Annotated in this window: 9 protein-coding genes; 4 read left to right on the top strand and 5 right to left on the bottom strand. The window is 33.6% G+C overall.

Going from position 1 to position 14,863, the window contains the following annotated elements:
• The first annotated feature begins 38 nt into the window (after positions 1-38).
• The 3 genes from BXU01_RS20630 to BXU01_RS20620 all read left to right on the top strand — a co-directional run bounded on the left by BXU01_RS20630 (position 39) and on the right by BXU01_RS20620 (position 4,864).
• Positions 39-2,333: a TonB-dependent siderophore receptor gene (locus BXU01_RS20630; protein WP_083695046.1), complete on the top strand. Its 2,295-nt coding sequence runs from the start codon at positions 39-41 to the stop codon at positions 2,331-2,333.
• 202 nt (positions 2,334-2,535) lie between these two features.
• Positions 2,536-3,843, top strand: a complete 1,308-nt coding sequence (locus BXU01_RS20625; protein ID WP_255373813.1) for an APC family permease — start codon at positions 2,536-2,538, stop codon at positions 3,841-3,843.
• A 151-nt stretch (positions 3,844-3,994) separates the two neighbouring features.
• Positions 3,995-4,864 carry a hypothetical protein gene (locus BXU01_RS20620; protein WP_083695044.1) on the top strand — a complete coding sequence of 290 codons (870 nt, stop codon included), beginning with the start codon at positions 3,995-3,997 and terminating at the stop codon, positions 4,862-4,864.
• An 85-nt stretch (positions 4,865-4,949) separates the two neighbouring features.
• Here the strand turns inward: BXU01_RS20620 and BXU01_RS20615 are convergent, their stop codons facing one another.
• Entirely contained in the window at positions 4,950-7,586 is a 2,637-nt protein-coding gene (locus BXU01_RS20615; protein ID WP_083695043.1) for a valine--tRNA ligase, read from the bottom strand.
• Between the two features lie 278 nt (positions 7,587-7,864).
• Between BXU01_RS20615 and BXU01_RS20610 the strand changes: the two genes are divergently transcribed.
• Positions 7,865-8,245, top strand: coding sequence for a DUF1573 domain-containing protein (locus BXU01_RS20610; protein ID WP_055098413.1), 381 nt, complete (start codon positions 7,865-7,867; stop codon positions 8,243-8,245).
• Positions 8,246-8,363: 118 nt separating this feature from the next.
• Here the strand turns inward: BXU01_RS20610 and BXU01_RS20605 are convergent, their stop codons facing one another.
• From BXU01_RS20605 to BXU01_RS20590, 4 genes are all read right to left on the bottom strand, one after another.
• Entirely contained in the window at positions 8,364-8,834 is a 471-nt protein-coding gene (locus BXU01_RS20605; RefSeq protein ID WP_083695042.1) for a hypothetical protein, read from the bottom strand.
• A 145-nt stretch (positions 8,835-8,979) separates the two neighbouring features.
• Positions 8,980-11,151, bottom strand: coding sequence for an OmpA family protein (locus BXU01_RS20600; RefSeq protein WP_165689815.1), 2,172 nt, complete (start codon positions 11,149-11,151; stop codon positions 8,980-8,982).
• Between the two features lie 10 nt (positions 11,152-11,161).
• Positions 11,162-12,097 (bottom strand): type IX secretion system membrane protein PorP/SprF, encoded by a 936-nt coding sequence (locus BXU01_RS20595; RefSeq protein WP_083695040.1) that lies wholly within the window; start codon positions 12,095-12,097, stop codon positions 11,162-11,164.
• A 32-nt stretch (positions 12,098-12,129) separates the two neighbouring features.
• Entirely contained in the window at positions 12,130-14,757 is a 2,628-nt protein-coding gene (locus BXU01_RS20590) for a gliding motility-associated C-terminal domain-containing protein (protein ID WP_083695039.1), read from the bottom strand.
• Between the last annotated feature and the right edge of the window lie 106 nt (positions 14,758-14,863).

Below are 14,863 nucleotides of genomic sequence, written 5' to 3'. Positions count from 1 at the left end.
TTGCAAAAACTTATTTTTATTCAATCTAAATAAATACCATGAGATATAATTTACTATTTGTTTTATCTTTTATAAGCCTTGCCTCTTACAGCCAGCAATATACAAGTACAGAGAATGGTTCTACAGCAAATGATACTGTAAAAAATAAAAAAGGAGAAATTCTTAATGAAGTTTTAATTACAGCAAACAAACCTAAAAAACCTATTGAAGCAGCTCGTTCAGGAATCAAAGTAATGGATTTGCCACAAAGTGTTCAAATTATAGGTAATGAAGTAATCGAACAACAACAAGCTATCAGATTAAGTGAAGTAGTAAAAAACCTTAACGGAGTTTATGTAGGATCAGCTCGTGGTGGTGCGCAGGAATCTTTTTTCTCAAGAGGATACGATATGTCTGCCAATAATATGTTTAAAAACGGTTTTCGTTATAATGCCGGTTCAATACCAGAAGTTTCATCATTAGAAAAAGTAGAATTCTTAAAAGGAGGTTCGGCTTTATTGTATGGAAATGTTGCTCCCGGCGGAATCATGAATTTAGTTACCAAAACACCAAAATTTACACAAGGCGGTGAACTATCCATGCAAATGGGAAGTTACTCTTTCTACAAACCATCGCTGGACATTTATGGCCCATTAAATAAATCAATAGCATATAGATTTAATGCTTCTTACGAAAACTCAGAAAGCTTCAGGGATTTTGTAAAAAACGAGCGTATCTATATTAATCCGTCGTTTTTATTTCATGTTTCAGATAAAACTCAAATTACCGTACAAGGAGATTATTTAAGCGCAGACTGGACGCCTGATTTTGGTACCGGAATCTATGAGAAAACAATATTAAACTTACCACGCAACGAATTCTTTGGAGCGCTTTGGTCAACTGCAAATACTAAATCTGCCAGTGCATCGGTATTATTGAATCATGATTTCAATAAAAACTGGAAATTAAATTTTAATTCTTCTTACCAATCTTACCGCAGAACACAAACCTCAACAGCACAATTAAGTACGGTTGAAGCTAATGGAAACTGGAAACGCGGGTTAACCAAATCGGATGGTGCTGAGCAAATATTTGGTGATCAGTTAAGTTTACAAGGGACTTTTAATACAGGAAGCATCAAACACCAAATATTTACAGGAGTTGATTATGAAAATTCTATCGCTCCAAGTTATACGTATGGTTTTTATGCAACACCAAACGGTACAACAGCTATAACTACAGAAGCTACTGCCATCAATCTTTATAATTACGATTATAGTACACAAAGTCTTACTATACCTTACCCAACCAGAGCAACTCAATTAGCTACTACAAATACTCAACGTTTTGGTGCTTATGCACAGGATTTAATCTCAGTTACAGAGTATGTAAAAGTTTTAGCTGGTTTAAGATGGTCATGGCAGGAAAGTGAAGTTGAAACCTCTAAAGAAGTAATAGAAAAAAATGTTATTACAACAAGTCTTGAAAATTCAACTCCTGTAACAGGCGCTAAAACTTTAAACAGAGCATATTCGCCAAAAGCAGGATTGGTAATACAACCTACTAAAGATTTGTCTTTGTTTGCAAGTTACTCGAACTCTTTTACTCCAAATACAGGAACAACAGTAGACTTAAAACCTTTAGATCCTTCAATTATTGACCAATATGAAGTGGGTATTAAAAAAGATTTCTGGAAAGGTCTTTTGAGTACTAATATTACAGCTTATCAAATATCTAATAATAATTTAGCACAAACAGCGCCGTTTTTAGCAGATGGTGTGACACAAAACACTACTACAACATTAAAAGAATTAGTGGGAGCAACAAAAGGAAAAGGAGTCGAAATAGATATTACAGCTACTCCTGTAGAAGGTTTGAATATTATGGCAGGTTATAGTTTCAATGAAACCAAAGTATCTAAATCATCCGGAACAAACGGAAGTCTTGTTGTTGGTGATGTATTAGCAAGAACTCCAAAAAACACAGCCAATTTGAGCTTTTTCTACAAATTACCTGAAGGTTTATTAAAAGGATTATCATTTGGAGCCATTGCAAACTATGTTGGTGATCGCACAGGTGGTTGGAATGATGATTATTTATGGACAGCTGTTAAACCTACAACTGCAAATCCAAAACCGGATCCTGCTTACATCGTAACAATCAGAGACAGAGATATTCCGTTAAAAGGTTATACCACTATCGATGCATCTTTAGGTTACGAATGGAGAAAAATTTCGATTTTATGCCGATTATCAAATATTACAAATGAATTAAATTATACGGTTCACGAAAATTATAGTGTAAACCCAATAGCACCACGTCAGATAATGACAAGCTTAAGATATAAATTTTAAAAAATTGAATTAGATTTTTATCCTCCAAAACTTTTTCTGTATTTTCTTTATTGAAAATAAGAAGAAGTTTTTGGTTTTTAAAACACTACAAAACCTCATTTATAAACTAAATGAGGTTTTTTGTTTCCACAAAAGAAAGTCTTCTAATTGTATTACTTTTGTTGGGCAGATATTTTTTGCCTCATCAAAATAAATTCCAAATATGTCAAAAAACCAATTAAAGAAAAGTTTAGGATTAAGTTTTAATATTGCCGTACTAATTGGAGGAACAATAGGAGTTGGAATTTTAAGAACACCAGGTTCAATTGCAGGTTTATTAGATAATTACTGGCTTGTTATTGCTTCGTGGCTTTTTGGCGGATTATTTGTTTTAATAGGCGCTAATTCATACGCAGAGTTGGCTACGATGCTTCCTAAAGCCGGAGGATCCTATAATTATATCAAAAGGGCTTTTGGCGAATATGCCGGTTTTTTATCCGGATGGTTTGATTATATTACCAATGTCATTCCGCCCGCATTTTACTGTATTGTAATTAGTGAATACATGATCATCTTATTTCCGGGACTAAAGGAGTTCTCTACCCAAATGGCAATTTCTTTATTAATTGCTTTTGTATTATTACACTTAAGCGGCGTAAAAAACGGAAGCTTAATTCAGCAAATTACCAGTTTACTAAAAGTCATTTGCTTTTTTGCTTTGCTTGTGGCGTGCTTTATGTATTCAGGGGTGAAATTAGCTCCAATTCCTAAAGACAATTCGCTCGTTCAGATTGGTTTATTATTTGGATTTTTTAAATCTCTTCAGCTTATCATCGGAACGTATAACGGCTGGAACAGCGTTTGCTTTTTTGCAGAAGAAAATGATAATCCAAGTAAAAATATCCCAAAATCATTGTTTAGCGGTGTATTACTAGTAATCGCAATTTATGTTTTATTGAATGTTGCTTTCTTTCATGTTTTACCCATAGAAACCATAGCTAAATCGAATCTGGCTGCAGCCGATGTCGCCAATGTAATTTTTGGCAAAAACGGAGCCATAATTGTTACCGTAATTTCTATATTCTCTTTAATAAGTATTCTAAACGCCTTTATGATGATCCCGCCAAGAATTTTATACGGATTAAGCCGCGATGGTTTTTTTATAGAAAAAGGAACATCTGTTAATAAAGGCGGAACTCCAATTGTGGCGCTTTTAGTTTCCTCATTATTCAGTTTATTCCTGATTTGCATTGGCTCGTTTGAAGTCTTGTTTTCATTTGCGGCCTTTACCTCTATTATTGTTTGGGGATTGGCATATTGCTCTCTTATAAAACTAAGAATTTCAGAACCTCATTTACCAAGACCTTATAAATCTGCCTGGTATCCTTTTACAACAATTATCGCTATTATAGCTTCGCTGGCCTTATTAATTGGTTTTGTTTACAGCGATCCTAAAAGTTTTATCATTATCGTTGTTATCACGTTGATTTCTTATCCTTTATTTTTGGTTTTGAGGAGGAAGAAAAAGTAAATTAAACACTTAAAATAAAACTCACAACATTAGTTTCATCAAACAAAGAACTCATTTTTTAATTAGACTTTTTAAGTAAATTTGCTAGATTTATAGTTAATCTGATTAAAATAAATGACAAGTTGCTACTTGTCTTAAAAACAAATTCTAAATGAATAAATTAAAACCTCTAATTGTCTTATTACTATTAATCATCACCTCTTGTTCAGAAAGTGAAATAAAAGAACCAATAGAAACAATAGATCCTAACGAACCGGTAAAAGAAAACACTAAGCCTTTAATCAAATCAATAACGGAGATAAACCCTTCAAGTGGCTCAGTAACAACATTTAATTATAATGGTTTTAAAATCAAAGAAGCTACAACAATTGGTACTAATGTTGGTCTCTTAAAAATAACCTACAGCTATACTGGAGATTTAATAACTCAACAAGATGGCTACGTAGAGGATCAACTATATGTTAGCACCGAATACACTTATGAGAATAACAGATTAAAGACTGCTATTTTTAAAAACACGAATAGCGGAACTATTTTCCCCGCGATGAATCAAACTAAGTATGTCTATAATTATGTTTCCGAAAATCTTGTAGAGATTTATGTTTATAGCTATTCTAATAATGATTGGATACCAACAGGTTCTCTTCCTCAAGTAAAAATATATTTCAATAATGGCAACATTATAAAAAGAGAAAAATTCAGTTCAAAAGGCTTACTTACATCTACGCATAATTACGAATATGACATCAATCCCAATATATACAAAAACATAACAGGGTTTGATAAATTGTACTTTACAGATTCATTTGAAAATGTTTTTAATAGACATTTTGATATTAAAGACATCAATAATTCTAACAATGTAACATTTTTTACTGAACAAATTAATTCAATTTATACTGAAACTAAGCGCTATAGTTACGATCTTAATACAGATGGCTACCCTAAAGAAAAACGTCATCACTATGATAATAATAACATCGACAGATACCTTATAGAAAAAACGTTTACTTATTATTAATTTTTTTATATCATAAAAATTAAAAAATCCCAATACTGAAATTCTTCAGCATTGGGATTTTATATTTTAAGAAAAAATCTAATTCTTATTTCAAACCAGCGATACTTTGCTCGATTGTAGCAATTTTTGCTAAAGCATCCGCTTCTTTTTGTTTTTCGTTAGCCAGCACTTTCTCTGGTGCTCCGGTAACGAATTTCTCGTTTGATAATTTTGCCTGAACTGATTTTAAGAAACCTTGCATGTAAACTAACTCTGCAGTCAGCTTTGCAACTTCTGCTTCAATATCAATATTTCCTCCTGAAATTGGAATGAAATATTCATTTGATTTTACACGGAAAGATAACGCTCCGTCTACTTTTGCCGAAACATATTCGAAAGCTGAAATGTTACCTAATTTCGTTACGATTGTATCAAAATAAACAGAAATATTCTCGCTGTTGATTGCTTTTAATTCGATCGCATCCTTAAACGGAATGTTTTTATCTTTTCTGATCGTTCTAATTCCTGAAATTACTTCAATTGTACTTTCAAAATCAGAAATTAAACTGGCATTGAAAGGTTTTAATTCTGGCCAGGTTGAAACAATTAATGCTTCCTCTGGAGTTCTGTCTGCAATTAAATGCCAAATTTCCTCTGTTAAGAAAGGCATAAACGGGTGAAGTAATTTTAAGTTACTTTCCAGCATTTCGATTGCTTTATCGAAGGTTACTTTATCAATTGGTTGCTGATACGCCGGTTTAATCATTTCTAAAAACCAAGAACAGAAATCATCCCAAACCAATTTGTAGATCGCCATTAATGAATCAGAAATTCTGTACTTTTCGAAATTATCTTCAATGTCAACCAAGGTTTGCTGCAACTTCGCTTCGTACCATTCGATTGCTACTTTTGATGATTCCGGTTGTGGGATTGTTTCAGAAACTTCCCAGCCTTTGATCAATTTAAAGGCATTCCATATTTTATTTGTAAATGATTTTCCTTGCAGGCATAATTCTTCATCAAACATAATATCGTTTCCTGCAGAAGCGCTTAAAAGCAATCCTACACGAACACCATCAGCACCAAATTTTTCGATCAGGTCTAAAGGGTCAGGAGAATTTCCTAGTGATTTAGACATTTTACGGCGTTGTTTATCACGCACTAAACCTGTTAGATATACATTTGTAAATGGTTTTTTACCTGTATATTCATAACCTGCAATAATCATTCTGGCAACCCAGAAAAATAAAATATCCGGACCTGTAACCAAGTCATTTGTTGGATAATAATATTTAAAATCTTCATTTTCAGGATTCACAATTCCATCAAAAACTGACATTGGCCATAACCAAGCCGAAAACCAGGTATCTAATGCATCAACATCTTGTCTCAAATCTTTTGTTTCAAGTTTGAAGTTTGAAGTTCTTTCTTGTGCTAACTTTAAAGCATCTTCGATGTTTTCAGCTACAACAAAATCTTCTTTTCCGTCTCCGTAATAAAAAGCAGGAATTCTGTGTCCCCACCATAATTGGCGAGAAATATTCCAGTCGCGAATATTGTTCAACCAATGTGCGTAAGTGTTCTCGAAACGTTTTGGGTGCAATTTTATATCTCCGTCAACTAAAACTGAATTAATTGCCGGTTTTACTAATTCTTCCATCTTTAAAAACCATTGATCTGATAATCTTGGTTCGATTACCGCTTTGGTTCTTTCAGATGTTCCTACTTTATTCAAATGGATTTCGGTTTTTGCCAAAGCTCCAATTTCTTCTAATTCTTTTGCAATTTCGGTACGAACCACAAAACGGTCTTTTCCCTGATATTGTAATCCGAAACTGTTTAATGTAGCATCTTCATTAAAAATATCAACGATTTCAAGATTGTGTTTCTCTCCAAGCGTTTTATCGTTCATATCGTGAGCAGGAGTTACTTTTAAACATCCTGTTCCAAATTCTACATCTACATATTCATCTTCGATAATTGGAATTACACGACCACAAATAGGAACAATCGCTTTCTTTCCTTTTAAATGTGTAAAACGTTCATCATTTGGGTTAATACAAATTGCAGTATCTCCAAAGATAGTTTCAGGACGTGTGGTTGCAATCGTCAGAAAATCTTCTGAACCTTCAATTTTATATTTTAAGAAAAATAATTTTCCTTGTTGCTCTTCATAAATAACTTCCTCATCAGAAAGCGTTGTTTTAGCTTCAGGATCCCAGTTTACCATTCGGTAACCTCTGTAGATTAATCCTTTATTGTATAAATCTACAAATGATTTGATTACAGCTGCCGACATGTCCGGATCCATAGTAAATTTAGTACGCTCCCAATCGCATGAAGCACCTAATTTTTTAAGTTGCTCCAAAATTGTTCCACCATATTTATGTGTCCATTCCCAGGCGTGTGCTAAAAATTCTTCACGAGATAGATCGTTTTTATTGATTCCTTCAGCTTTTAATTTTGCTACAACCTTTGCTTCAGTTGCAATAGAGGCGTGATCCGTTCCCGGAACCCAGCAGGCATTGAACCCTTTAAGGCGTGCTCTACGAATTAAAACATCCTGAATTGTATTATTTAACATATGTCCCATGTGCAAGACACCAGTGACGTTTGGAGGCGGAATTACTATAGTATACGGCGTTCTATGATCTGGTTCAGAATGAAAATAGTTGTTTTTCATCCAGTAATCATACCATTTATTCTCAATCGTCTTAGCGTCAAATTGTGCTGGAATTGTCATTTAAATAGGTTTGTTTTATCGTTAATTAGTTGATTTGGTTACTGGTAAAATTGTTTAATCGTTGATTTGTTTTTGATGGTTTTTAATACCACAATTATATAAATCAATTAACCGGTTAAACAGTTAAACAAATAAACCATAAAAACTTTGGTTCAATTTTTGTAATTATAACTGACAGCAAAAGTAAATAATTAAGTACACTATAAAAAGCGAATTAATAATTTGTGTGTTAATTAAAAGAATGTATATTTACTTACAACTTTAAAAACAATTTCAAAATGAAAAATGTAGCCTCTTTTATTGCTGTCGTATTGTTTAGCGCAATAGGTTATGCACAAAATGGCCCAAAAATTGAATTTGCAGCCCAAGACAATACGATTGATTATGGAAAAATTTCGAAAAGTGACAATGGAGTCCGCTCTTTTGAATTTACAAATACCGGAGATGCCCCTCTTTTAATAACAGGCGCAGAATCTACTGTAAGTTCTATAGTAGTTACAAAACCCGCAGCAGCAGTTATGCCTGGTAAAAAAGGTAAAATTGATGTAAAATACAACATGACTGCCGGACCAATTCGTAAAACAATTACAGTTGAAACTAATGCTGTAAACTATCCTGACGGTAGAGTTGCCCTTAAAATTAAAGGGGAAGTTTTATAATAAAAACAAAATCTTAAAATAGTAAAAGCCGTTTCTTATTCAAGGAACGGCTTTTTTTTATTTCTCTTATTGGGAATTAAACCCGACAGGTTTTTAAAACCTGTCGGGTTTGAATATCTTATTTACATTCTGAAGTTGAGAATTTATATTTTACACGATCAAAATCAATTGGTTTATCCTTTACCAAATATGTTACTCCCATTGTAGTTTGCATAGTTCCGTTTCCTAAAATAAGTTGATTGTCTCGTTTTAAAAATGCCATTGGATTTTTGAATGTTTTATTTTTATTTGTTATTTCTACAAAAGTATAATCTACAAACAAAGTATCGCCACGAAATTCTCCTGTAACATCACCGGTTCTTTCTGTTGCGCTAGCGACTTTCATTACCATGTTCCCGGCAATTTTACCATTTTTCAGGGTATTTAATGTTAAATCGAGAGTGTCTTTTTCATATACTGCTTTATAACATTGCGTACTTACAGGCTTTTCAGCTTCCGGATCGACAACTTTTTTTTGTTCCTCATTCTTTTTACAGCTTTGGAGTCCAACGAAAGACAAAAGCAAACACGATATAACCAGATTTCTCATAATTATTATTTTTTTAGATTGATTGTTATCTTATAAAGTTAAATAAAAAAGAAGCTAAAAAAAAGCTTCTGAATTAAAATTAAAAAAACCTAACAGTCCCAAGGCTTCGGGACTATTAGGTTATCTTACTTTATGGAAACGAAGTTTATAGATTCTTAATTACAAATTCAGATCTTCTGTTTAATTCGTGTTCTTCTTCTGAACAAGCTTCATCGGTTTTACATTTTATAATAGGCACTGATTCTCCGTATCCTTTTGCCTGAACTCTTTTTGCATTAATTCCGGATTGGATTACAAATTCTCTGGTCGAGTTGGCTCTTTTTTGAGATAAATCCTCATTAAATTTTGCATTTCCCCTTGAATCTGTATGAGAACCAATTTCGATAACCATATCCGGATACTTTTTCATTAGTTCTACAACACGTCCTAAAACAACTTTAGATTCTCTACGGATGTACCACATATTATAGTCAAAATAAATAGGATCTGTTTTGATAATAAGTCTGTCTTTATCTCTAATAACATCTTTTTCATCCGTTAATATCTTTTTTATTTTTTCATTTTTCTTCACTTCCGTAGCAGCAATTTCGGCTGCTTTTTCTTTCTTCTTGATTTCTGCCGCCACAATTTGATCTGCTTTCGCTTTTTTCTGCGCTTCTTTTAAGGCAATAACTGCGAGAGCTTCTCTTTCTTTTTTGCGGGTTATTTCAATTTCTTCTTCTTTCTTTTTCGTTTCAGCAATTTGCTGTTCTTCTTGTTTTATAACTTCCAGGGATTTTAATGCCATTGAAGCATCATTGCTGGCATTTCTGGTTTTTCCTGAAGATAAGGATCGTGATTCGCTCGTATATTTTTCTTTTGAGGCTAAAACTGTAAACGAACTTTCGCAAGGAACTGTAAAACTGAATTTCCCATCTGCACTTGTTGTCACGGTATTCAAAGTTTTTTGATCTGAATCCTGCAATGTTACAATTGCATTTTCTAAAGCTAGTTTAGTATCAACATCTGTAATTGTTCCCGCAATAAACTGCTTGCAATCTTCTACAATTAGTTCTTTGATTTCTTTAAACCAATAAATATCATCACTCCCTTTTCCGCCTTCTCTATTCGATGCAAAAAAACCTTCTTTAGTATCTGAATCTATATTAAAAGAGAAATCATCAAGATTTGAGTTTAGCGGCAAACCAACATTTACCGGTTTTGTATATTCATTCCCGTTAATATCCGAAACAAAAACATCCAGCGATCCGTAGCCTAAATGTCCATCTGAAGAGAAATAAAGTTTGTTATCTCCTGAAACAAAAGGAAATTGTTCTCTTTTATCTGTATTAATACTGGGACCCAAATTTTTTGGTGTATCAAAAGCTCCTTTATTAATATTTACAGAATAAATATCAAATGAACCGAATGTTCCCGGCATATCAGAGGCAAAATACAAAACTTTCTCATCTGCACTTAATGCGGGATGCTCTACTGAATAATTAGCACTATTAAACGGAAGTGACGTTATATTAGTCCATTTTCCGTCAACCAGTTCTGCCTTAAAAATTTGTAGGTTCGAGATTTTTTTGTCGTCTGTTTTTTTAGTTCCTTTTTTAGAATTATTGCGCGTGAAATAAATCGTTTTTCCGTCTTTTGTAAAAACAGCATTCGATTCATGCATTCCGGTTTTTAATTCTTTGGCAAAATAATGTCCTGTAGAATCTGCAGTATTAATATTTTTTAATGGAATCTCTACTAAATTCAAATACGTTTCATTGTCCCATTTAAACTTTTTATCAAACAATCCCGGCTTTAGTTTTACTCCTGCAAAAACCAAATTATCATTATATCGTACTGCTCCAAATTCAGAATTAGGCGTGTTTATCGCCAGATTTTTAATATCGAATCGTTGCCCAATTGCTGATACATTTTCTAAAGTTTTAATATTGTTTTCGAAACTGGCAATATCATCAGCATTTGCAGATTTTGTATAATATTCTTTTAGCGCAGCATTTGCATCTTCATAACTATTACTTGCTTTTAAAGTCTGTGCGTATCTAAAATAATAATTTCGATCTAAATCATTACTATAATTCTGAATCAAAAGCCTGTAATAACGTTGAGCTTTTATCAAATCATTGGTATAGAAATAAGAATCGGCCAGATTTTTTATGACTTCCTGCGAAGGTTTTTTTTCGGCTAACTTTTCATAAAGAACAATTGCTTCACTATAATACGTTTTATCAAAAAATCTCTTGGCTCTTGCCAATTCTAAATCTTGGGCATTTATAAACTGTATTGAAAATACGAATATAATAACGAGTAGTTTTTTCATATTTTTCATTTTAGAAGAATCTTGGTGATTTATCATATCCTTTTCCTAATAAATCTAAATTAAAAAGCAGCATAATTTCATGTGTTCCGGAATTAAACTGACCCATATTCGAAAGCGTATGATCATAAGCATACCCTACTCTAAGTGATGGCGTAACGCTTATATTCATTAAAGCACTCACAGCATCATTTATTCTGTATGCAGCACCAAGTTCAAATTTATTGTTATACAAAACATTTGCCGTAAGGTCTACAGAAATTGGCGCTCCGCTCACATATTTTGACATAAAAGCAGGTTTTAACTTGACCATATCATTGATTTGAAAAACATATCCGGCAGTTAAAAAAGTATGGATGTTCTCTGATCCGTAAGCATTGATTCCTGACTTTTCTTCGATATGTTTTGAACTCAATAAATTTGGAGCAGACAATCCTACATAAAAATTATCTCTAAAATAATAGGCTCCTACTCCAATGTTGGGTTTGGTTACGTTTATATTTTCGGCGAAAGCCAAATCTGTACTGGTATCTCCGCTCTCAAAAATAAAACCGTTAAAATTGGTTTGCAGTGAAGTAAAACCCGCTTTTAATCCTAACGAAAGTTTGTTTTTTCCTCCAAGGTTCAAAACATAGGCAAAATCAGCGTAGAAGTTATTTTCTTTTTTAGCGCCATCACCAATATCATCAGAAACTAATGAAAGGCCTACTTCGACTTTATCCGTCACGGCAGTATGTCCAAAAAAAGTAAATGTTTTTGGAGCTCCTATAGCTCCAACCCATTGTGTTCTGTACAATCCTCCAAGATTTAGCATAGCAGGAACTCCGGTTGCATACGCCGGATTTACAACACTCATATTATACATATAATGTGTGTATTCCGGATCTTGCTGCGCTGAGGCTGATGTTATATAGAAGAGAAAAGATATAAAAAGTATTATTTTTTTCATTTGAAAATTATATTAAATAATATAAAAAGGAATTATCTGTTTAGGTAAAGTCGGCCTTGTTGCGCTTTTCTATTGTCTTTATTAAAATTGACAATATAAAAATAGACTCCATTTGGCGCCATTGCATCTCCAAAACCTGCCGATTCAGAATTTCTTCCGTCCCAGTTGGGTTTATTGGCATTTCCTTTAAACATTACATTTCCATATCTGTTAAAAATTTCAATGGTATAATCCGGGTATAAATATTCAATATCAGGAATTCTGAAAGTATCATTTACATTGTCTCCATTTGGTGAAAATCCGTCAGGTATAAAAAAGTCATATTGCGAAACATCACAATCAATCAATGAAACTTTAACTTCCAGATTCGTATCCGAAATACAATCTGTTACAGTCGAAAGATCGAATCCGTAATACGTCGCATTGTGAACAAGCAATGATGTCGAAGCCAATAAATTTCCGTTGTTTTCAGCATCGTACCAGGCAACCGTTGAAGGCACATTGGTTGAATTTGATAAATCAGCAATCGTAGGATTTGCCAAACCGCAAAAATTTTGTCCATCCTGGTTTAAAGTTGGAGCCGGTGTATCGTTTACTAAAACCGAAATCATTGTGGGAGCTGATGTACAATTTGAAGAAGAAGTTTCTCTTACATACAAATTTTCTGTCTTTAAAATATAAGTATCTGCCAGAGCCGTTACAGATGTTGCAGAACTGTACCATTTGTATTGAGAACCGCGTGGAACTAAGTTCGCTATTGAGGCCCGCTCAACTTTACAAAACTCCTGATCGCCTGCAAATGGTGCAGCAGGAATAGGATTTATTAAAAAGGCATCAGAAACATTCGTTAAATTAACATCACAAGTAGTGATATTGTTTATCAAATTAGTAGCTGTAATAGTTGTAGAACCCGTATTTAGTAATAAACCTGCAGGAATTACAAAACTTGCATTTCCGTTTGTAACCAGTAAATTAATGGTTTGTAGTGTAGAAGAGTTGCTATCTGAAAGTGTATACGAAAGTGTCGCATCTGTTAAATTTCCTAATCCGGAAACGGCAGCGGAAACAGGATCATTAATACAAAAATTATTTACCTGAATACTTACAGTTGCTGCATTTGGCAAAGGATTGATAATTAAATTACCCTGAGTATTCGCAACATTAGAACAACCTGTAGCTGTATTGGTGATTTTAATAATAGTTATTGTGGCAGCGCCGCTATTTCTATTTATACTTGCCGGAATGTTAAAACTCGAATTCCCTCCTGTAACCTGAATATTGGCAGTTTGCCCTGTGGCAAAATTATCACCTGTTACATTATAAACAATGTCATAATTACCATTTGCTAATTGAGATGCATTTGAAATTTGAACTCTTGAACTTTTATTCTGACACACTGTTTGTGCGGTTAATACAGCACCATCTAAGTGAGGCAATGGATTAATTATTAAATCATCTGACAGATTATTAATAATATTTACACAGGCTTGCTTACCGGTTGTGGCAGCAATTTTTGTAACATTTACGATATAGGTACCTACTTGCCTAAAATAAGAAGAACTGACAGGAAAACCAATTACACCGTTTACAAAATTTGCTGTGATAGTTTCTGATCCTCCATTTGGTCCGGATACACTAAATGTCACTTTATATTCTCCGTCAGGAATCGCTGCTGGCCCTTGCGTAATTGTGGCTGAATATGTGGCAGTAGGAATCTTATCTTCGCAAATATCAGAAGAAACTACAATTCGTGCTCCCGTAAAATCAAGTCTTTTTTCGAGCGTAATAGTTATAGGTACCGTTTTATCCGGACAAATTCTATTGTCAGGAAAAGATCGAACTGTATAGGTATAAATATAATCTCCGGGCCCATTATTATCAAACACTTCCTGAAGATTTACAATATTATCTGTTAATGAAGTTAAGCCTATACCATTCCACTCGCCTCCCATATCTTCTCCAGAAAGCAAAGTATGAAGATCTAAATTGGTATAAACGCCTAAATCCGTACTTCCGCATAAGATTAAATCAGTTGCTATTCCGGGTTCCGGTGCTTTAAAAATCGTTACGGTTACGGTTACAGATGGAGATATTGTTTCACAGGCAGGGACTGCAGGTACTGTATAAGTAAAATCAAATGATCCTTGCATACCTGTAATTGGAATTACTGCATCTACAGATCCTCCTGAACTATTTTTCCAGCTACCGTTTGAATGTGGCCCCATTACGGTACTGTTAAATGCTGTAAAAAGATTAAAAGTATCTTCAGAACTACATACTGTGGCAAATGGAGCAGGGACTCCCGGATATGCGCCTATAGTAAGTGTAACGGTAGATTTATTATCTGTACATCCGGCAACAGCAGGAGCGGTATAAGTATATTGATAAGTTCCGCCGCTACGGATAAGGTGTCCGTTTAAAATTCCGGTAGAAACATCTAATCCTCTGGATTTATTATCATCAGACCATGTCCCTCCGGGTGTTGGCGTACCTCCTAATAAAGAAAATAACGATATGTTTTGATTTGCAGAATTCTCAATATCACAAATTACTTTGATGCCGTCATTTCCCGCACATTGTGCAGCCATTTGAGAAGGTAAAACCGATAAAAAAATAAAAAACAATACAAATTGTAAGAAATTAATGTAGTTTTTAGCCATATGGTGTTATTTTTTTATAAACATAATAAAATAATAACGTTCATTAAACAAAAAACATGATTTAATAGCTAAATTTTCACAAAATTTAGTAAAACATAAAAATGAA

Source organism: [Flexibacter] sp. ATCC 35103 (assembly GCF_001975985.1).
In the GTDB taxonomy this organism is placed as follows: Bacteria; Bacteroidota; Bacteroidia; order Flavobacteriales; family Flavobacteriaceae; genus Flavobacterium.
This window is presented reverse-complemented; position numbering and strand designations above follow the sequence as displayed.